We start from the raw sequence: 20,638 nt of genomic DNA on the forward strand, positions 1-20,638 counted from the left end.
AGGTTTTCTTTCATTTTGCCTTTCATGATAAAATACATATAATAGCTGTTTTTGGAGGAGGAAATCAGAATGGAAAAAGAAGCGCGCGTATTAGTTGTTGACGATGAAGATCGTATTCGTCGTTTGTTAAAGATGTATTTGGAACGAGAGAACTATGAGGTAGAAGAAGCTGAAAATGGCGAAATGGCCTTGCAAATGGCTCTTGATGATGAGTATGATGTGATTTTACTTGATATTATGATGCCAGGAATGGACGGGATCGAGGTATGTCAAGAACTTAGAAAGACAAAGGCCACGCCCGTAATGATGTTAACGGCTAAAGGAGAAGAAGCAAACCGAGTTCAAGGATTTGAAGTAGGAACAGATGATTATATTGTTAAACCTTTTAGTCCTCGTGAAGTGGTACTACGTGTGAAAGCTTTACTTCGCCGCTCATCATCAACAAAATTTTTGCAAACGGACACACAAGCGAAAGATGTATTGGTGTTCCAACATTTAATGATTGATAATGATGCCCATAGGGTAACTGTTTCTGATGAAGAAATTAGTTTGACTCCAAAAGAGTACGAGCTACTTCATTATTTAGCTCAATCACCTGATAAAGTATTTTCTAGAGAACAGCTGCTAAAAGATGTATGGAACTATGACTTCTTTGGGGATCTTCGTACGGTTGATACTCATATTAAACGGTTGCGTGAAAAGTTGAATAAAATTTCACCTGAAGCTGCTTCGATGATTTCAACCGTTTGGGGGATTGGCTATAAATTTGAGGCAGTGAAATAATCAATGTTTTGGAGAAGTGTAGTAGGGAAGCTATGGTTTACGTTTTTGTTACTAGTCTCCGTCGTGTTAAGCATATTAATGGTTTTGCTTTTACAATCATTTGAACGATTTCATGTTCATGAAGCAGAATCGCAGCTTGTCAATCATGCCAATATGATCGCAACAATGTTTGAAGAATATGATAGTCAACAAGATGCTTTTTATACGATTGAGCAATATGGACAAGCATTTGATACACATGTCATTATCCTAGTTGAAGGTGAAAAGGCTTGGAGTACGGATGAAGCAGAAGCACACCAAGTAGCATTAGACACATTTTTTACGGATGAGACATTGTCGCAAGTGTTCTCGGGTGAACAAGTGGTCATGACAGAGGGAGATTTTGTGTTTATTGGCAATGGAGAAGAAGTCCTGTCTGAAATTATGATTGTTGGTGTTCCTCTTTCTCCTAATCGCTATCAAGATGGGGCCGTATTTCTGTATCAATCCCTTTCCGCAATTGAAGCGGCTTCGAATGAAACGAAACAAATTATTTATTTTTCAGCTGGAATTGCCCTTGTTTTAACGACGATTTTTGCTTTTTTTCTTTCAACTCGAATCAATGCACCGTTACGAAAAATGCGTGAGGTTGCGTTAGAAGTTGCTCAAGGGAAGTTTGATACGAAAGTACCAATCGTGACTCATGATGAAATAGGTCACCTTGCGATTGCGTTTAATAAAATGGGCCGAGAGTTAAACAACAATATTCATGCTCTTAATCAAGAAAAAGAGCAATTGTCTCGTATTTTAGGTAGCATGGCTGATGGAGTTATAACAATTAACAAAAAAGGCCGTGTGGTTTTGACCAATCCACCAGCAGAACGGTTTATCCAATCTTGGTATTATGAGAAGGGCTTGTCACAAGGGGAAGATGAACAGCTGCCGGCTACGATGAAACAATTGTTTGAGAAAGTGGTCTTATTAGAAAAGGAACAAGTAACAGAGGTTGAGATGCAGGGAAGAAGTTGGACGGTTCTTATGACTCCTTTATATGATCGACAAGAGATTCGTGGTGCAGTCGCTGTCTTCCGGGATATGACAGAAGAGCGTAGGCACGATAAGCTTCGAAAAGATTTTATTGCCAATGTGTCTCACGAACTTAGAACACCTATTTCGATGCTTCAAGGGTATAGTGAAGCCATTATTGATGATATTGCAGGGTCTGATGAAGAGAAAAAAGAAATTGCTAAAATCATCTATGATGAGTCATTACGGATGGGGAGACTCGTCAATGAATTGTTAGATATTGCCCGTATGGAAGCTGGACATGTTGAATTAAATGTTGAAACGGTTGAACTTCAGCCTTTTGCGGAACGAATTGTCTGGAAGTTTCACGGATTGGCAAGAGAGCAGAAGATTGATTTGGATTTAGATATGAAGGATGTTTCTAGAATTCAATGTGATCCAGATCGGATTGAACAAGTACTAACAAATTTGCTTCATAATGCGATTCGTCATACGAGTGAACATGGCCGAGTAAAATTGGTCATTCATGAATACGATGAAGGCTTTAAATTTGATGTCATTGATACAGGATCAGGAATTCCGGAAGAGGATCTTCCCTACGTTTTTGAGCGTTTCTATAAAGCGGATAAAGCAAGGACGAGAGAGCGCGGAGGTACGGGCTTAGGTCTTGCAATTGCTAAGCATATTGTAGAAGCGCATGAAGGAACAATTTCCGTTCATAGCAAGATTAATGAAGGGACAACGTTCTCTTTTTATCTTCCTAAATAATAATAGAAGGAGTCTGGCACCATACAAGCTATAGTGTCGGGCTCCTTTTTATAACGGTGATAAATAAAAGTACCTAAAATGAACAAGATGGCATAAAATTTAGTATACTAAAATGTATAACAGTTCATAGAAACTACATATTGTTTATGCATCAAACTTAACTAAAATAATCAAAGGGAGTGATTAGATGAAATTGTATACACGTACGGGGGATGAAGGGAAGACAAGTGTTATAGGTGGAAGGCTTGATAAAGATGATATCCGTGTTGTTGCCTATGGTACAACAGATGAACTAAATTCATTTATTGGGCAAGCTGTTGCGCAGCTTGAGGAAGAACATTTTTCTGATATAAAAATGGAATTAACGAAAATTCAACACGAGCTGTTTGATTGCGGTGGGGACTTAGCGATGATGAAAGCAACAGATAAGTTTCCTTATAAGGCGAAACAAGAGATGATTGATTTTTAGAAGAGAGGATTGACGTTTATATTGATGAAGCTCCTCCTTTAGAAAAGTTTATATTACCTGGTGGGGCTCCGTCAGCTGCCACATTACATGTTTGTAGAACCGTTGCCCGACGTGCAGAAAGGTTTGTAACGAAGCTTCAACGTGAAGCAGAAGTTAATCCAATTGTCTTAAAATATTTAAACCGACTATCAGACTATTTTTTTGCAGTGGCAAGAGTTGTAAATGCTCGACTTAGTGTAAAAGACATAGAATATGAAAGAAGTGCGATCGTGTTTCGAGGAGGAAAACGGAAAGAAGAGAAGTAAATCATAAACCACACTAATCTTAGTGTGGTTTTTTCTTATTTTTGCCTCAAAATAGGGTTTGTACATGGAATGAATCATGTTTACTCACATATATTGGTAAATGTCTGTGATCAATAGAGGGGGAGTAAGGATGAAGAGATGTTTGTTTGTAGCAATGATATTATTGGCTGGCTGTAGCAATGAAGTATCAGCTGAAGAACGCAAACCAGTAGCCGCCCATTCTTCCTATCACGAAACGGAAGTAAATTGGAAAGCTCCTGTATACTGGAAAGTAAGTCTAGAGGATGAATGGAATCAAATGACTCATGACGTCTTGTTGAATGACTATGGCTTTAGGAAATCTGAGGGTCTAGACAAAGAGGCACTAGAACAATTAGCTAGAAACTTAGCGATAGAAATAGATACCCCAATGGAGAATCCTCGTATTTTACCGAGTGGGGAAGTGACACCTGGAAGAGAAAGAGTTATTTTATCAGAGTCAGAATTGCTTGAACAATTAAAAGAGCTAGAAGTTGGTACGAAAAATATGACGTTACCTATTTATGTTACAGAGCCATCTATTACCGAAGAAGATTTGATTGGCATTGATCAGCGTACTATTGGCGAATTTAAGACTCATTTTAACCCAGGTGTGGCGGGTAGAACTCAAAACGTCAAGCTGTCAGCAGAAGCCATTTCTGGAGTGGTATTAGGACCAGGAGATACTTTCTCCTTTAATCAAACAGTCGGGGAGAGAACGAGAGAGAGAGGATATCAGGAAGCGAAAGGAAATTGTAAATGAAGGTAATTTGGTGATGGGTATTGGTGGGGGGATTTGTCAAACATCTTCAACATTGTTTAATGCTGTTGATAAAGCTGGACTTGAGATGATAGAGCGAATCACCCATTCCAGAGACATAGGCTATGTGGCTCCAGGAAGAGATGCAACCGTTTCATGGGGAGGTCCGGATTTCCGGTTTAAAAATCCTCACTCTTATCCTATCTTAATTAAGTCGGAAGTTAATGTGAATAGTGGTGAACTAGTTGTGAGAGTTCACTCTCACTAACGGGAAGAAAAGAAGCTGATTGGAAGAGATCCTAGCAGCTTCTTTATTTTTTTACGTGTGTACTCAATGAATATTAAAGTTATATCTTTAACGAATATGGTAATAATCGTAATAGTCCTGTCCAAAATAAAAGCGTAAAACAATGAAAAGTCATCGAGTTAGGAGCGGATTTAGTAAAGAATTTGGAATACTTTGAGTCAAGCCTCATAGGATTACAATGAAAACATGGAAAAAGATGAAAAAGTTCGTTACGAACGAGGAGGAAAAGATGGTTGATTTTATAAGACGAATTTGTATTGTTTTAGCCTTAGCTACTTTTCTTGGGCTTTTATTTATAGGTGCATCTTTAACAAGTTATGCCGAATCTAAAATAGAAGGTAAGGTGCCAGAAGAGTTAATAGAGGCTCTCATTTGGCCCACTGTTGGAGAAATTACAGATACGTATGGTACTAGATGGGGGAATCACTTTGGAATCGATATAGCTGCTCCAGAAGGGACAACAGTTGTAACGGTGGCAGATGGCACAGTTAGTAGATCCTATTATTCAGATACATATGGAAACGTTGTTTTTATTGAACATGAGAATGGATTAGAGACCGTTTATGCTCATCTTCATGAACGTCATGTGGAAGAGGGAGAAGTTATTTCAGAAGGAGATAAGTTAGGAACGGTTGGAACAACAGGACGGTCATCAGGAAATCATCTTCATTTTGAAGTGCATCATGGCAATTGGAATATTGAAAAGTCAGAGTCAATTGATCCTTTCTTGGTTCTTTCAAAAGAACAGGAGTATATGTTCGCTTCACTAGGAGAGGAATCGCCGTATGGACAAGACTGGCAAGACCGTGAAATTGCTTCTGTGATGAGTTCGAAGCAACTAAATGACAGGGAGAACGAACTAGAAGAGGAGTCAGTTCAAGTTATTGTATCAGCAGGAGATACGTTGTGGGCAATCGCTTCTAAGTTTGATGTGTCTGTTGATCAATTAAAAGAGTGGAACGATCTTAGTAGTGATGTGATAAAAGTAAACGAAGTCCTAGACATCTATCATTCTACACATACCCATGTCATTCAATCAGGTGAGACGTTAACATCTATAGCTCGTAATTACGGAGTATCAGCAGATGCCATTATTGAGTTAAATAATTTAGTAACAGATCTCATTGTTCCTGGTCAAACAATTGTGATTAATTAGTGGACAAGAGTGTGAAAACTTTGTCGAATATGGTAAGATGAAGACAAGTATTTGAGTGGTTAGGATGACATAAAATGGGATTACAAAAAGTGAAGGTACATACAGAGTTATTCCAATGGCTTAATCAACAAACAGATTTAACTAGTAATCAAGTTGATTTGGTTGATGGGTTTATCTTTATGCTGAAGAAAGTAAAACTTCATCAATCCATTCGTATGATAAACGAACAAGAAGTGCACCCGCGTTTTTGGAAGTGTCACGATCGTACCTTTGGTTATGGTTTAATGAGTCAAAAGAAAAAGCGTAAAGTGGCGCATTTGTATCAATTTTATGTAGATGTATCATTTGCTGAAGGACTAGTGATACGAAAGAAGGATCGCTTATGTCTAACACCTCTTGGAGAGCGTTATATACGTAAAAGCCAAGAAGAACAATTGGATGTCCTGTTCAAGTACATTTGGTAAGTATGTTACCATACTAATATTCGTTATTTTATTATAAAAGCCAGTTCATACAGATTTTGTATGGGTGGCTTTTTCTAATTCTCTTATTTAAGCTTAACAACTCGTGAATAATTAATCATCAATGGGTAATTGAAAATTCGACTGTATGGATTGTGTCTTCTCCTCATATATATCAAAGAAGGAGGGGTGACATGAAACATATTATAGAAAAAGGAGAAACGGTTAAAAAAGTAGCTTATTTATATCAGATTCGGCCATTTGACCTGTTACTTTTTAATCCACACATTTATTCTGAGACAGCTTATTTACACCCTGGTATGGAGGTTTACATACCGAACATTGATGCGGTAAAACCACGTCACGATTGGGACAATCACACTGAATTTTCACAAAAAGATTTGGAAAAATGGCTGCCTGATCTTAAAAAATTAGGTGTGAATGTCGAAGTGATCGGACATTCGGTCATGAAACAACCGATCTATTCGCTTAGTATTGGAACGGGAAAGAAAAAGGTTTTTTATTCGGGAGGCTGGCATGCTAACGAATGGCATACGAGTAAGTTTTTAACGCGTTTTATACATGAACTAGCGACATGTCAAAAGCAACACAGTCCATGGTTGCATTTTGACGTCAATAAACTACTATCGGAAGTAACACTTTATGTTGTTCCATTGGTAAATCCAGACGGTGTGGATCTAGTTCTTCAGGGCGTGTATGATCAGCATCCTTTTCAAAATGATGTATTAAAGATTAATAAAGGAATGAATCGATTTGAGCATTGGTCAAGTAACATTCGTGGAGTCGATTTAAATCATCAATGGCCAGCTGGTTGGGAGGAAGAGGCTAAAGGAAGTCCGCAAATCCCTTGGCCCCGTCATTATAGCGGCTCGGGTCCGTTAACTGAGCCAGAGGCCTTAGCTATTTATCATTTCACATTAAAACATACGTTCGCTTATGTGCTAGCCTTTCATTCACAAGGGCAAGTGATTTATTGGGGGTACCGTGGGCTTGAACCAACTAGTAGCAAACATATGGTGGAACGATTATCATTGGCTAGTTCCTATACCCCTGTTCATACAGCTGAGAGCGATGGAGGATATAAAGATTGGTTTATCCAAGAAACGGGTCGTCCAGGTTTTACCATTGAAGTCGGAGTCGGAACGAATCCGCTTCCACCTGAATCTTTTTCAGAAATCTGGTCAAATAATTGTTTACTCGCTTTAGAGGGCCTTAGTTTATAAGGCCCTCCTTTCCATTGCCAAAGTTCAAAAAGGAAGGTACAATTTAACTAAATAAAGGAAGTGGAAAATCCTTTCTGTCATGATTAGAGAGGTTTTGGGGGTAGGACAAATGGCAATTGAACAGGTGAGACCTAAGAAAATATATGAGATTGTTGCAGAACAATTAACAGAAATGATTCGGAATGGAGAAGTTCTACCGGGACAGCGTTTAGCGTCTGTTCAACAATTGGCGGAAGAATTTCAAGTTGGACGTTCGGCAATTCGTGAAGCGTTAAGTGCCTTAAAAGCAGTTGGCCTTGTTGAAATTAAACAAGGAGAAGGAACGTTTGTGAAAAAGGTCAATCATGATTTAAGTAGTAAGGTCATTCCTTCTGTGAAATTTATGAAACAAGAGGATATTCGTCAATTATTTGAAATAAGAAAAATTGTTGAGACAGGAGCAGCCTCCCTTGCAGCTGTAAACCGTACTGAGGAAGACTTGGAAAAAATCAATCAAATTCTTGAAGAAATGAAACGCTCGGAAGGTGATGGAGAATTAGGGGAAAAAGCGGATGTTGATTTCCATATGGCTATTGTCTCTTCAACGAAGAATGATATGTTATTAAAGTTGTTGGAAACGGTTTCGGATACGATGCAAGTTTCCATGAGAGAAGCTCGTAAGCTGTTTTTGTATTCTGAAACAAAAAAAATGAAGCAGCTTTACAATGAACATATTCTTATCTTTGAAGCAATAAAAAAGCAAGATGCCAACCAAGCATATGAGGAAATGATGAAACACATTGTAGGGGTAGAAGAAGCCATATTTCGATCGGATCTAAAGAAAGAATAAAAAGCTACTGATCGTCACAGTAGCTTTTTTACCTATTCAAATTTAAGTGCATCACCGTCGAAGGATTCGTCAGCGACTTTAATGGAGTCTGTAGGACAACCTTCTTGGGCATCGATCATATCTTCCTCTAATTCTTCAGGAACTTCAGTTGTTCCTTTGTTATCGTCAAGAATTACAAATGCAATTCCTTCATCGTCATAATCATAAATATCTGGAGCAGCAGCACCACAAGCTCCGCATGCAATACAGGTATCTTTATCAACGATTGTATATTTTGCCATATCAAAAACCTCCAATTTGTTGCTATTCGTTTGTATTGGACGAACAGGTTATGCTAATTATATATATGTTTTTTTCTACTGACCTATTGTAAAACGGATTGACAAACTTTTCAACAATTTTACTCCATCAATGTTCATAATTTTCACTTGTTCGTCTTATTTATTTACTCAAAGCATCGTTTTCAGCCGCTTTCTTGACTGGAATTTGTTACAATAAGATAAGATTTTAGGGGGTGAGTAAGTTTGCTTTCGACTAGACAAGCTATCGTTGCACTAATCGGATATCGAATTCATTCAGAAAGATCCATTTATGGAATTTTACATTTATTAAATGGAAAAAAATCAGCACAAACAATTCAAGACGGCTCTTTTTTTGGAATTTTGACATACTTTGGTTTATTTCCGAAAATGGCACGTGCTGATATAGAAGAGGATGTTCGCTTACTCATTGAAAAAGGAATTGTTAGTTGGATCGGTGAAGACCGGATCAAGACAACTTCTACTGGCATAGATCAACTCAAAGAATTCGAGGAAAAGAACCTGTATCTTTCTGATTTACGAGGATGGGAATATCATTCTATATATGACCAAGTATGGTTAAGGCTTTCTTTATTTATTCAAGTTATTGTGAATTTAGCACAGAAAAACACTCGCTTTTATCCAATAACCCAGCAACGTAATATCCAACATTGGGTCAAGCAGCATCTCCCTTCAGGTCAGGTCAATATTTTAAATACTCACAAACAATTGTACACGGAATTGGAACAGTTTCTGTCTACTTGTCAAGACCTTCAGGCATCCATTTTCGTAGATCAACTAAGCGGGATCAAAAAAGTCGGTTTGACAAAGGAACAGATCGCTACGCGCTATAATCTTGACCTTGAGGCTGTTCATGTTATTCATGTCGCAACTTTACATCGCCTTATTTATTTCGTTGAACAAAATGAGGAATTCTCATGTTTGCCTTCTTTTCTAAAAGGGTTAAAACAGTCTATATCTTTAACCGAATCTGCAAGGGAGACACTCTTTCTTTTGGAGCAAGGTTACTCTATTGAGGAAATAAGTCACAAACGAAAGTTGAAACGAAATACAATTGAAGATCATATTGTTGAGATTGCTATACAGCATCCGACGTTTTCGATTCGACCATTTGTTACGGAAGTACTTGAAGAAGAAATTATACATATTTCCAATACTCTCCAAACATCACGTTTACGTACGTTGAAAGAACACATGTCAGATAACATTAATTATTTCATGATTCGACTAGTGCTAGCTAGAAAGAAGGGTCAAGATGGAGCTTGAAAAAAATTTAAAAAACTATTTTGGCTATAGCCATTTCCGTAAAGGGCAAAAAGAAATCGTGGAGGCCATGTTACGAGGGGACGATGTGGTAGCGATGCTTCCTACTGGTACAGGGAAATCGATTTGCTATCAGCTTCCTGCTTTACTAGCACCAGGAATAACCATAATTATCTCGCCTCTATTGTCCTTAATGGAGGACCAAGTGCAATCTCTTCGTACGGAGGGGATTAAATCAGTTGTTGCACTTAACAGCTTTATGCCTAAAGAGGAAAGGCAGGATGCTTTAACATCTCTACATCAGTATAAGATGATTTACATCTCCCCTGAGATGCTTCAGGTCCCATTTGTTCAACAACAACTTGCGAAACTTAAGATCTCCTACTTTGTTGTGGATGAAGCGCATTGCATTTCTCAATGGGGGCACGATTTTAGACCGGATTATTTGAAACTAGGTACAGTAAAGAATGCATTAGGAAATCCACCTACTTTAGCGGTAACAGCAACAGCTACAAAGGAAGTACAAAAAGATATAAGTGAAAGCTTGGCGATGAGTCAGCCTAAATTTCATATTTATTCCATTGATCGTCCTACCATATCGTATTTTGTTGAAAAACATGAATCGGTTCAAAAAAAAATAGAAAGAGTCGAACAACTTATTCAAACATTACAAGGCCCGGGAATGATTTATTTTTCTAGTAGGTCTTGGGCGGAAAATGTTGCGAGCCTGTTAAAAAGTAAAGGATTAGGACGAGTTGCGTATTATCATGGCGGGTTATCAACCGAGGATAGACTTTTAATTCAACAGCAGTTTATGAACGGACAACTGGATGTGATTTGTTGCACGAGCGCCTTTGGAATGGGAATCAATAAAAAAAACATACGATTTGTTATTCATTTTCATTATCCCAACGACCTCGAGTCATACGTTCAAGAAATTGGACGTGCAGCTAGAGATGGACAACCAAGTGCAGCCATACTAATGTATTGTGAGGAAGATCGTGGGTTAAATATGCTGCTTCTTGAAAGGGAACAATTATCAGATGAACAGCTACATGAATTTTTGTCATATGTTAAAAGCCATAACTCGTGGACGAAAGAAACAGAGCGTCAATTATTGCAGCGCTTTAATGGCCTTGATTTAGGGTGTAGAGCCATTCTCTATCAATTAGAGGCGAGAGGAATTTTAAAAGATGGTTTTGTTCGCCCCTTTTCTATTGACGCTCTTCTTTTAGCCATTCGGCAAGAACAAGAAGAATTGCAACTTAAGAAGAAGAGGAAATTAGATTTGTTTTTAAGGTGGATACGTACGACAAATTGTCGTCGAGAACAGATGTTGACCTATTTTTCTGAGACGGTTGCTAACAATTTTGATCAGTGCTGTGATCAGTGCGGAGCATTATTAGACAGGTTCAAAAAGAAAGAGAATGTAGAATTACATCTTGAAAAACAGGAAACCTGGAGAAGGAAATTATTGGATCTATTTGAACAGGGTGTTACAAATAATGAGTAAACAAAGTGAAATTGTTGCGACCATGACAGATCAAGAACTGAAGCTTAATGTATACCTATCACAAATGATTATGCTGATGCTAGCAATTGTTTTAGCATTCTTCGTTTTTCCTAGTTGGGATGAATTTAGCGCCTTGTTCGAGTTAGAGCTTGGCCTTATGATAGGGGTAGGAGGAGGCGTTGCAATAGCGATTGTTGTCGTAGATCTGATTCTAGATCGTATGTTACCGAAGTCCTGGTTAGATGATGGTGGAATTAATGAAAGAGTGTTTAAAAATCTTTCTCTCGTTGAATTGACCTTGCTTTGTTTTGTGATAGCTGTAGCAGAAGAGTTATTATTTCGTGCTGTTTTGCAAACAGCTTTTGGGTTAATCATTGCAAGCACAATCTTTGCTCTCATACACTTTCGGTATTTGAAGAAACCTGTTTTGTTTATTAATGTTTGGATCGTAAGCTTTTTACTTGGGGTTTTGTTTCATTGGACAGGCAATATTGGTGTAACAATTGTTGCCCACTTTCTGATTGATTTTTTATTAGGACTAACCATTCGCCAACGTTACAAACGAAAACAATCATAGAAGGAGGTTTGACATACATGGTTGAAGAAAATAAGGATCAAGATCAAGCAGCGCCATTACGCGACCAAATGGCTTCGTTTCAATCAAGTTCTGAAAAGGATGGACCTTTGCCACCAAGAAGTCGAGTTCACCGAAAAAGGTCAAGAAAGAAAAAAAAGACAAAAGGTTTTTCGTTTCCCCTTATTAAACTATTGCTAATCTTATTTTTATTACTTATTGCTGCAGCAGTCACATCTCCTTATTGGCTTTTTTAATCGATTTTTGAATTTTGTCCATTTGTATTCTAAAACTTGTCTCCATAGCATATAAGTGAGATGGGGAGGTGGTGGATGGATGAAGGTTTTTAAGGAGTGGAATGTAGCAAAATATTACGGACCCGTTGTCGTAAAAGTCATGCTAGAAGAGCTCATTTCTAGAAAAGAAAAACTAGAGAAAATGGAAAAGGCTAAAATGCTTTGGTCTTTATTTGCTATGGGATGTGTGGCTGTATTTCTTTTATTTGGGACTACTGTATTATCGAATCAGCAACTGTCTTTCCAAACGAATCTTTTAAGTGCTATGGTCAGCCATCCACTTATACTAGTACTCATGCTTCTTCTTTCAATCGGGTTTATACAGCTCCACTTTTTTGGTAAAAAGGCTAAGAAAGCTGAAAAAGAATTTGATCAACTCAGGGAAGAACTGATTGATCGAAACACGGAGTTTTGGGATAACGATACTGATTGGAAAGCAAGGGAGGCACTTTACTCCTATGTGAAAAAAGAACATGATATAAATCTCTATCATAAGTAAATCCAATAAATCGGGTAGTGAATAAGTCTAATTCACTACCCGATTCGTTTTCATTTTTTATTCTTACTTATACTTCAAGCCTTTACAGTCAGCGCGGGTTTTCCGAAAAATAAATAAGTCGAACGACAAAAACCATTGTCTCTTATTTGGATTTTTTGTTCATCAAATTCTTTAATTTGTCCAAATGCGATTGTTTTGCCTTTTTTGGAGCAAAAGACTTCAACTGGAAGCCCTAAACGATGATTAAGTTCAAGATCTTCATTTGTTACAAGTGTTTTGGTTGTTAATTTCGTTAGTATCAAAGCACATCACTCCTAGGTGAATGATTTTATCGACGGATTTGTAAGCGTTTTCTAATTGTTCTTACTTTCAGTATAAAATAAATTAACAAAATTTTCAATTTTTTTGTGGAGTTTTCTGACATCATTAGTGAGTGAAGAACGAGAGGGGTTTTGTCAATCCTTTCGTAGTAAAGTACGAAAATTTCTCGAATTTGTCACATTGTTGTTTTTTACTTTTATTCATTTATGCTACTATTTAAGTAGGATACTTGTTAAACTGATAGGGGTGTGGAGTGAAATGACAGCAGTACAATTAGTTGCGATCTTAAGTATTGGTTTACTTGCAATGGCTTCAGCAGTTGCAATGGCTATTTATATGTTGAAAATTTCGGAGCATTCAGAATAAGAAACGGGAGAGGGGGGCTTTGTGCCTCTCTTTTTTTAATTACCTGTATTTGTACAGGTTTTGCTTTAAAGAACAAATCCGTTAACTTAAAAAAATTATGTGAAAACAACCTGTTAATAAGAGGACAATTGTTTTCTTTTCGAGTGACGAAGAGTACAATAAGGTTATTAGGAGGGATATAGTTGAATCAATTGTTTAGTAGATTAGAAGAGTTGTTTCCGGAAATGGTTGAATTGAGACGAATGTTTCATGCCGAACCAGAATTGTCATTTCAAGAAGTGAATACTCCCAACTATATTGCTGATTATTTAGAGCGTTTAGGGGTAGAAGTGAAAAGGAATGTAGGTGGACGTGGTGTAGTTGGGTACATACGTGGTGGTAAACCAGGAAAGACGGTTGCCCTAAGAGCAGATTTTGATGCTTTGCCTATACAGGAAGAAACAGGATTGCCTTTTGCTTCTAACGTACAAGGAGTTATGCATGCGTGTGGTCATGATGGGCATACAGCTACGTTACTTGTTTTAGCAAAAGTATTAATGGAGTATCGTGAACAAATCGAAGGAACTGTCGTATTAATACATCAATTTGCTGAGGAGCTAGCACCTGGTGGGGCGATTGAAATGATTAAAGCTGGTTGTCTTGATGGAGTCGATGTTATTTTTGGGACGCATCTTTGGTCAACGATGCCACTGGGACATATTGGATACAGACAAGGCCCAATTATGGCAGCTGCGGATAAGTTTGAGCTGACAATACGCGGTCGTGGAGGCCATGGAGCCAGTCCTCATGAGACGGTTGACTCCATTACAGTCGCTTCTAGCGTTGTCAGTCAATTACAGCAAATTGTTAGCCGGAATGTTGACCCATTGAAATCAGCTGTTGTAACGGTTGGTTCATTCCATGCTGGAGGACCATTTAATGTGATTGCTGATTCAGCTACGTTAGTCGGTACAGTTCGGACGTTTGATTCATCCGTTCAAGATTTTATCATTGAGCGCATGGAACAAATTACAAATGGAATCTGTCTAGCGATGGGGGCTGATTATGAACTTGATTACAAGAAGGGCTACCCTGCAGTTGTAAATGACGTAACGGAGACGGAACAGTTTATTGATGCAGCTATCCAAGTTCAAGATGATGTGATTGTTCATCAAATGGAGCCGGTTATGGGCGGGGAAGACTTTGCGTATTATCTTCAACATGTTCCAGGAACATTTTTCTTCACAGGTGCTGGTAATGAAAACGAAGGAATCGTTTACCCACATCATCATCCGAAATTCGATTTTGATGAAAAAGCAATGTTGATAGCAGCTAAATGCTTAGCAAGTTCGGCCATTCAATTTTTGAATCGAAAACAAATAAATAAGCAGGAGCAACCTTCATAAGGCAAAAGGATCATAAAGTTTCTACACTTTATGATCCTTTTTTAGGCTTCTTTCCCAAAGTTTTTCTTTGATCCTAGCTGGAACGAAAAGCTGATTTTTACCTGAAACAATAAAAGGAAGTAACGACATATTTTATAGACGAAAAGGTGTGAAACAATAAGTCTCAAGGAGCTAAGATTTGCATAGGTTGTACGGAGGGGGTCTACGTTATGATGTCAATCTGGTTATACAAAAGAATGTTGCTTCTGTTAGCTGCGTACGGTGGTGCTTTAGCAGCGATGAATTTATTTCCTGATGTTCCGATTTGGTCTGTTTCTGCTTTTCTTGGTGAAGTATTGTTTTCCCCGTTTAAATTACTCATAGCAGTTCTGCTATTTACATTAGGGTTTCTCTCGTATTCTTTATTTGTACGCGATTTCTTTATCATTTTACAACCAACCCATTTTCTCCCCTTTAAAAGAGTTAGGTTATTATTTGTCATTGTTGCGTTTGTTTCATGGTTTCATTTAATTACTGTTAGTGTTAAGCTTGCTTTGCTTGTATTACTTCTAGCATTATGGTACGGGATTATGGACGCTCAAACAAAGTATCGAACATGATCTTGCCTAACAGGTACATATGTCATTAGGAACAACGATGCTTTGTGACACTAGTAGCGTTTTTTAAGAAATTGTCTACCATTAAGAAAAGATTACACAAAATATATACAGGGTGGTACTTTAGTGTGGATGACATCATGTCTTATCATTTTACACAATTCGTGCTTTTCGCTATACTGATTGCAAGGTAATGATGAGAAAATGTCCATTTTAGAACAGTGTGTGTTACATCTAGGAGGAAAGAATATGGCTTCAAAAGAAGGGAAATATAACATCAAGGCGATCTCAAAAATGCTTGGAATTCAAGCGGGAACGTTACGAGCCTGGGAGAGACGTTATCATATCATTGAACCTGTTCGAAATCCAGCGGGTCATAGACTCTATTCGGATGAACATGTTGCTATCTTAAAATGGTTAATTGAGAAGGTGAACAAAGGTTTTACAATCGGACAAGCTGTAGATTTGTTCGATAAAAGCAATGTGTTAGTTGAGTCACAAGAACAAACACATCATGAAGATTATTCTCTTAAATTATCCGATGATCTTTTATCTGCCTTGCTTTCCTTTCAAGAAAACAAAGCGAATCAGTTGCTTAATCAAGCTTTTAGTTTATTTAGTATCGATAAGGTAACGATTGATATTTTAGGTACCCTTCTTGTAAAAGTGGGCCGAATGTGGGAGAACAATGAGATTACTGTAGCGCATGAGCATTTTGTCACATCTTATTTGCGTACGAAAATTGGGACGGTTTTTCATGGTTTTCCTGTGGATGGATTTAAACCAAATGTTGTAGCGGTTTGTGGCCCCAATGAAACGCATGAACTAGGACTTCTTATTTTCACATTGTTCTTACGGAGAAAAGGGTATGAGGTTGTGTACCTTGGTGCAGGCATACCTGAAGAAGATCTAGAAGTAGTCGTTAAAGAAGTGGATCCAAAGATGTTCTTTACCTCATGTACAATGGTTACGAATTTACAAGCAACACTAAAAGTGGTTGACCATCTAAAGAAGAAGTTTCCTCAATTAATTATAGGAGCTGGTGGATCGGCCTTTGACCAGTTCGAGGATGAAAAAAACTTTACATATGAGAAAATTCTTGTTGGGAGAACACGACAAGATTGGGAAAAATGGTTGAAAAATAATTTGTAAATGTAATTTATAGTCGTGTGTATCGAACCTTCTTTTCTGTTCTCTCATATTGTATAGTAAGACCGTTTTGACGGAACGAACAATTTGAATAGTGTTCGTAAAAAGGAGGTTTTAAAATGCGTCTTGAGCGTTTAAATACAGATAAATTTAAAGCATTCTTAACCTTTGATGATATGCGTGAAAGAGGATTAACAAAAGAAGATTTATGGCAAGACTTACCTAAAGTTCATGACTTATTCCGCGATATGATTTTAGAAGCTGACGACGAACTTGGCTTTAAGGTTGACGGTCCGATTGCTGTTGAAGTATATGCAATGCCAGCTCAAGGAATGGTGATCATTGTCTCAAAAAATACACCTGATGAAGACTTTGATGAGGAAGGTTTCGAAGAAGGGTATATTGAGATGCAAGTTACTCTTGATGAAACGGAAGATATTTTTTACGAATTCAATGATATTGAAGATGTGATTGCTCTTTCATCAAGGTTGTATCCTTTCGGAGTTCAAGGTGGTTCCCTTTATGCTTATCGTGATCAATACTTTATAAAATTTGAAGAGTTTGATGTCGACCTAGTCAACCAAGCTACTTTCGTTTCGTTACTTGCTGAATTTGGTAATCCATCGACCGTTTCTTCTTATGTTGTGGAAGAATACGGAAAAAGGCTAATAAAGTATGACTCGGTTGCCGAATTATACCGTACGTTTGTTGCGAAATAAGAACTGATGAGTTCCTTTGTCAGTTCTTTTTTGTTGTTAGATTCTTCCTTAAAAGTTTAAGGAAACTTTAGAAAAAGTTTGCAATATAGGTGGAAAAGTTCTACTTGTTTCATTATAGTTAAAAGTGATAAAAGCTTGAATATCCATTATTGAGGTGAAAAGGGAATGGCAGAAAATAACCAGCAAGCAGAACAATTAGATGTGCTTGCATCGACACAAAGTGTCATAAAAAAAGCGTTGGACAAGCTCGGATACCCAGATGAGATGTATGAGTTAATGAAAGAACCCATTCGGATGTTAACAGTTAGAATTCCTGTTCGAATGGATGATGGATCAACTCAAATTTTTACGGGATTCAGAGCTCAGCATAATGATTCTGTAGGTCCAACAAAAGGTGGCGTTCGATTTCATCCGAATGTAACTGAAAAAGAAGTGAAAGCTCTCTCAATATGGATGAGCTTAAAAGCTGGTATCGTTGATCTTCCTTATGGGGGCGGAAAAGGTGGAATCATTTGTGATCCTCGTGAGATGTCGTTTCGTGAGCTAGAGCGGGTGAGTCGTGGATATGTTCGTGCAATAAGTCAAATTGTTGGACCAACAAAAGATATACCTGCTCCTGATGTATTCACGAATTCTCAAATAATGGCATGGATGCTAGATGAATATAGCCGTATTCGTGAGTTTGATTCTCCGGGATTTATTACAGGAAAACCACTTGTTCTTGGAGGTTCACATGGTAGGGAATCGGCAACGGCTAAAGGAGTTACGATTTGCATACGTGAAGCAGCAAAGCGAAAAGGAATTGACCTTGAAGGAGCTCGAGTCGTCATTCAAGGATTTGGAAATGCTGGTAGTTTTCTTGCTAAATTTATGCATGATGCTGGAGCACTCGTTGTCGGCATTTCAGATGCGTACGGTGGACTTTATGATCCTGAAGGTTTAGACATAGACTATTTATTGGATCGTCGTGACAGCTTTGGGACGGTAACTAAATTATTTAAAGATACGATTTCCAATCAAGAACTACTTGAATTGGACTGTGATATATTGGTGCCTGCTGCAATTGAAAATCAAATAACAGAAGCTAATGCACACCAAATCAAAGCATCGATTGTGGTGGAAGCTGCTAATGGTCCGACAACAATGGAAGCAACTAGAATTTTAACGGAGAGAGAAATCCTACTTGTACCTGATGTACTAGCAAGTGCTGGTGGAGTGACGGTTTCTTATTTTGAATGGGTTCAAAATAACCAAGGTTATTATTGGACAGAAGAAGAAGTCGAAGGAAAACTGGAACACGTTATGGTTGGTTCCTTTGATAATATTTATAAATTATCAAGAACAAGGAAGGTTGATATGCGCTTAGCCGCCTACATGATTGGAGTAAGGAAAATGGCTGAGGCATCACGATTCCGAGGATGGGTATAACGGTTTAAAAAAAAGAGGGAGACTAGAAGGTGGCAATTAGTTAAATGGTTGCTTTCTGAGGTCGCCCTCTTTGATGAAAGTAAAGGTGATAGCATGATAAAAGAAGAAGTATTAATTGTTGGCGGAGGACCATGTGGATTAGCCGCAGCAATTGCCTGTATGAATGAAGGGTTGAACCCTGTTGTCATTGAAAAAGATAACGTCGTAAATGCAATACATAAATACCCTACGCACCAAACCTTTTTTAGTACAAGTGAAAAGCTTGAAATAGGTGGAGTGCCGTTTGTGATAGAAGGACGCAAACCAAAACGAAACCAAGCCCTTGTTTATTATCGAGAAGTTGTTAAAAGGAAGAACATCCGCGTACAAGCATATGAACAAGTTCTTTCTGTTCAGAAAACAGAAAAAGGATCCTTTTATGTCCAGACAACAAAAGGAGAGTATGATGCTAACTCTGTTATTATTGCAACAGGTTACTATGACTCACCAAACTTAATGGGTGTACCAGGAGAGGATCAAAGCCATGTTTTCCATTATTTTAAAGAAGCTCACCCGTATTTTGATTTAGACGTTGTCGTAATCGGAGGGAAAAATTCAGCAGTTGATGCAGTGTTAGAGTTAGAAAAAGCAGGAGCACGAATTACGAATCTTTACAGGGGAAGCGAATATTCGAGTAGTGTAAAACCTTGGATTTTACCAGAGTTTGATGCTTTAGTCCGTCATGAAAAAATAAAAATGGAGTTTGAGGCTAGCGTTGTAGAAATTAAAGAAAATGAAGTGGTTTATAAAGTTGCTGATCAACTAAAAAGAGCTCCAGCGCAATTTGTGTTTGCAATGACGGGTTATCATCCGGATCATTCGTTTTTAACTAAAATGGGTGTTCACGTTGATGAACAAAGTGGGCGGCCACATTTTAATCCAGAAACGATGGAAACAAATGTTTCCGGTCTTTACATCGCGGGTGTGATTGCTGCAGGGAACAACGCAAATGAAATTTTTATTGAAAACGGTCGTTTTCATGGAGCACAAATTGCTAATGCGATTAAACAACAGTGATAACGGAGTTCCCAAAAGGTGAAGATGAACCTTTTGGGACAGATGTTATCTTATTTTTATTTGTAGAATCGCTCTTGAATATCATCATGTTTATTGACATGTTCTAACACGACCATTAATTTAAGTCGTGCTTTTTGGCCATTTAACCCGTTTGTGAAGATGACTCCCATTTCCTTTAATGTTCGGCCGCCACCTTCATACGCATAAGTGTCTTGTACGACGCCGCTAAAACACCGGGATACGAGCACAACAGGAACATTTCGATCAATAAGGTCCTTTAAAGCCTTCATGATTACTGGTGGAACATTCCCTTGTCCAAAAGCTTCTATAACAAGTCCGTCCACTCCAGTTTGACCAATCGCTTCGACAATCGATTCATCCATTCCTGAATACACTTTAAGCAGTGCAACTTTTTTCGAAAGCTTTGATACCGGATGACAGTCCCTTTGGGTTAGAGTGTGGTGAAAAAAAACACCACGTTTTGTTACGATCCCAAGAGGGCCATATTGTGGACTTTGGAACGTTGAGATATTACTAGAGTGTGTTTTTGTGACATTTTTGGCTGTATGTATTTCATCATTTAAAACGACTAATACCCCTTTTCCTTTTGCTTCATCATTTGCAGCAACCTTCACAGAAGCAATTAAGTTATGGGGGCCGTCTGCTCCAAGTTCATTGCTTGAGCGCATGGCGCCAGTTAGGATGACCGGAATGTCCCAATCTAGGACTAAATCTAGTAAGTAAGCCGTTTCTTCGAGTGTATCTGTTCCGTGCGTCACGACAACACCGTCAAGCTGATCTTTGTGGACTCGTTCTTTAATACGGTTAGCCAAGTCGATCATTAAGCGAGGCGTAATGTGTGGAGAAGGCATGTTTAAGTAGTCATCCACGATAACTGATGCAATGGTTGATAGCGATTCGATAGTGGAATATAATGGATTTATGATGTTAGGCTGGATACCCGCTTCACTTTCTTGCATAGCAATAGTACCGCCAGTATGGAGTACAAGTATTTTCTTCAAAATGGTCACCTCAGAATATAGCTGGA

The 20,638-nt window shown here is 38.1% G+C and carries 22 protein-coding genes and 1 pseudogene; 20 read left to right on the forward strand and 3 right to left on the reverse strand.

Annotated elements, in window-relative coordinates:
- Nucleotides 1-69: 69 nt before the first annotated feature.
- From JCM9140_RS07355 to JCM9140_RS07390, 9 genes and pseudogenes are all read left to right on the forward strand, one after another.
- On the forward strand, nucleotides 70-783 hold the full coding sequence (locus JCM9140_RS07355) for a response regulator transcription factor (protein ID WP_034744413.1): 714 nt from the start codon (nucleotides 70-72) through the stop codon (nucleotides 781-783).
- Nucleotides 784-786: 3 nt separating this feature from the next.
- Nucleotides 787-2,556: an ATP-binding protein gene (locus JCM9140_RS07360; protein WP_034744415.1), complete on the forward strand. Its 1,770-nt coding sequence runs from the start codon at nucleotides 787-789 to the stop codon at nucleotides 2,554-2,556.
- 187 nt (nucleotides 2,557-2,743) lie between these two features.
- Nucleotides 2,744-3,330 (forward strand): annotated as a pseudogene (locus JCM9140_RS07365) (cob(I)yrinic acid a,c-diamide adenosyltransferase).
- Between the two features lie 130 nt (nucleotides 3,331-3,460).
- Nucleotides 3,461-4,111 (forward strand): VanW family protein, encoded by a 651-nt coding sequence (locus tag JCM9140_RS24865; protein ID WP_268870555.1) that lies wholly within the window; start codon nucleotides 3,461-3,463, stop codon nucleotides 4,109-4,111.
- 13 nt (nucleotides 4,112-4,124) lie between these two features.
- On the forward strand, nucleotides 4,125-4,376 hold the full coding sequence (locus tag JCM9140_RS24870; RefSeq protein ID WP_268870556.1) for a VanW family protein: 252 nt from the start codon (nucleotides 4,125-4,127) through the stop codon (nucleotides 4,374-4,376).
- A 268-nt stretch (nucleotides 4,377-4,644) separates the two neighbouring features.
- Nucleotides 4,645-5,571: a M23 family metallopeptidase gene (locus JCM9140_RS07375; RefSeq protein ID WP_034744417.1), complete on the forward strand. Its 927-nt coding sequence runs from the start codon at nucleotides 4,645-4,647 to the stop codon at nucleotides 5,569-5,571.
- Between the two features lie 74 nt (nucleotides 5,572-5,645).
- Entirely contained in the window at nucleotides 5,646-6,035 is a 390-nt protein-coding gene (locus tag JCM9140_RS07380) for a hypothetical protein (protein WP_034744420.1), read from the forward strand.
- A gap of 191 nt (nucleotides 6,036-6,226) precedes the next feature.
- The gene (locus JCM9140_RS07385) at nucleotides 6,227-7,276 is read left to right on the forward strand and encodes a M14 family metallopeptidase (protein WP_034744423.1); all 1,050 of its coding nucleotides are present in this window, start codon (nucleotides 6,227-6,229) and stop codon (nucleotides 7,274-7,276) included.
- Between the two features lie 109 nt (nucleotides 7,277-7,385).
- A complete protein-coding gene (locus JCM9140_RS07390) occupies nucleotides 7,386-8,105 on the forward strand; it encodes a FadR/GntR family transcriptional regulator (RefSeq protein WP_034744425.1) in 720 nt (239 codons plus the stop codon).
- A 32-nt stretch (nucleotides 8,106-8,137) separates the two neighbouring features.
- On the opposite strand, the gene JCM9140_RS07395 is transcribed toward JCM9140_RS07390, so the two are convergent.
- Nucleotides 8,138-8,386: a ferredoxin gene (locus JCM9140_RS07395; protein ID WP_034744427.1), complete on the reverse strand. Its 249-nt coding sequence runs from the start codon at nucleotides 8,384-8,386 to the stop codon at nucleotides 8,138-8,140.
- Between the two features lie 243 nt (nucleotides 8,387-8,629).
- Between JCM9140_RS07395 and JCM9140_RS07400 the strand changes: the two genes are divergently transcribed.
- From JCM9140_RS07400 to JCM9140_RS07420, 5 genes are all read left to right on the forward strand, one after another.
- On the forward strand, nucleotides 8,630-9,691 hold the full coding sequence (locus tag JCM9140_RS07400; protein WP_034744429.1) for a YpbB family protein: 1,062 nt from the start codon (nucleotides 8,630-8,632) through the stop codon (nucleotides 9,689-9,691).
- Nucleotides 9,681-11,201 (forward strand): RecQ family ATP-dependent DNA helicase, encoded by a 1,521-nt coding sequence (locus JCM9140_RS07405; protein ID WP_034744431.1) that lies wholly within the window; start codon nucleotides 9,681-9,683, stop codon nucleotides 11,199-11,201. The genes JCM9140_RS07400 and JCM9140_RS07405 overlap by 11 nt, the downstream gene beginning before the upstream one ends.
- Entirely contained in the window at nucleotides 11,194-11,778 is a 585-nt protein-coding gene (locus JCM9140_RS07410; RefSeq protein WP_034744434.1) for a CPBP family intramembrane glutamic endopeptidase, read from the forward strand. Before JCM9140_RS07405 ends, JCM9140_RS07410 begins: the two co-directional genes overlap by 8 nt.
- Before the next feature lie 17 nt (nucleotides 11,779-11,795).
- Nucleotides 11,796-12,032, forward strand: a complete 237-nt coding sequence (locus JCM9140_RS07415; RefSeq protein WP_034744437.1) for a hypothetical protein — start codon at nucleotides 11,796-11,798, stop codon at nucleotides 12,030-12,032.
- Nucleotides 12,033-12,111: 79 nt separating this feature from the next.
- On the forward strand, nucleotides 12,112-12,570 hold the full coding sequence (locus tag JCM9140_RS07420; protein WP_034744439.1) for a DUF2663 family protein: 459 nt from the start codon (nucleotides 12,112-12,114) through the stop codon (nucleotides 12,568-12,570).
- A gap of 74 nt (nucleotides 12,571-12,644) precedes the next feature.
- On the opposite strand, the gene JCM9140_RS07425 is transcribed toward JCM9140_RS07420, so the two are convergent.
- Nucleotides 12,645-12,872, reverse strand: a complete 228-nt coding sequence (locus tag JCM9140_RS07425) for a hypothetical protein (RefSeq protein ID WP_034744441.1) — start codon at nucleotides 12,870-12,872, stop codon at nucleotides 12,645-12,647.
- 567 nt (nucleotides 12,873-13,439) lie between these two features.
- Here JCM9140_RS07425 and JCM9140_RS07430 point away from each other — a divergent pair.
- The 6 genes from JCM9140_RS07430 (at nucleotide 13,440) to JCM9140_RS07455 (ending at nucleotide 19,590) form a co-directional block, all read left to right on the forward strand.
- Nucleotides 13,440-14,642, forward strand: a complete 1,203-nt coding sequence (locus JCM9140_RS07430) for a M20 family metallopeptidase (protein WP_034744444.1) — start codon at nucleotides 13,440-13,442, stop codon at nucleotides 14,640-14,642.
- 209 nt (nucleotides 14,643-14,851) lie between these two features.
- The gene (locus JCM9140_RS07435; RefSeq protein ID WP_034744447.1) at nucleotides 14,852-15,241 is read left to right on the forward strand and encodes a hypothetical protein; all 390 of its coding nucleotides are present in this window, start codon (nucleotides 14,852-14,854) and stop codon (nucleotides 15,239-15,241) included.
- 246 nt (nucleotides 15,242-15,487) lie between these two features.
- Nucleotides 15,488-16,390, forward strand: a complete 903-nt coding sequence (locus JCM9140_RS07440; protein ID WP_034744449.1) for a MerR family transcriptional regulator — start codon at nucleotides 15,488-15,490, stop codon at nucleotides 16,388-16,390.
- A 116-nt stretch (nucleotides 16,391-16,506) separates the two neighbouring features.
- Nucleotides 16,507-17,106: a genetic competence negative regulator gene (locus JCM9140_RS07445; RefSeq protein ID WP_034744451.1), complete on the forward strand. Its 600-nt coding sequence runs from the start codon at nucleotides 16,507-16,509 to the stop codon at nucleotides 17,104-17,106.
- 165 nt (nucleotides 17,107-17,271) lie between these two features.
- Nucleotides 17,272-18,534 (forward strand): Glu/Leu/Phe/Val family dehydrogenase, encoded by a 1,263-nt coding sequence (locus tag JCM9140_RS07450; protein ID WP_034744454.1) that lies wholly within the window; start codon nucleotides 17,272-17,274, stop codon nucleotides 18,532-18,534.
- Between the two features lie 93 nt (nucleotides 18,535-18,627).
- Nucleotides 18,628-19,590: a YpdA family putative bacillithiol disulfide reductase gene (locus tag JCM9140_RS07455; protein ID WP_034744476.1), complete on the forward strand. Its 963-nt coding sequence runs from the start codon at nucleotides 18,628-18,630 to the stop codon at nucleotides 19,588-19,590.
- Between the two features lie 56 nt (nucleotides 19,591-19,646).
- Here the strand turns inward: JCM9140_RS07455 and JCM9140_RS07460 are convergent, their stop codons facing one another.
- Nucleotides 19,647-20,612, reverse strand: coding sequence for an asparaginase (locus tag JCM9140_RS07460; RefSeq protein ID WP_034744477.1), 966 nt, complete (start codon nucleotides 20,610-20,612; stop codon nucleotides 19,647-19,649).
- Nucleotides 20,613-20,638: the final 26 nt, after the last annotated feature.

This window comes from Halalkalibacter wakoensis JCM 9140 (genome assembly GCF_000513095.1).
Lineage (GTDB): Bacteria > Bacillota > Bacilli > Bacillales > Bacillaceae_D > Halalkalibacter > Halalkalibacter wakoensis.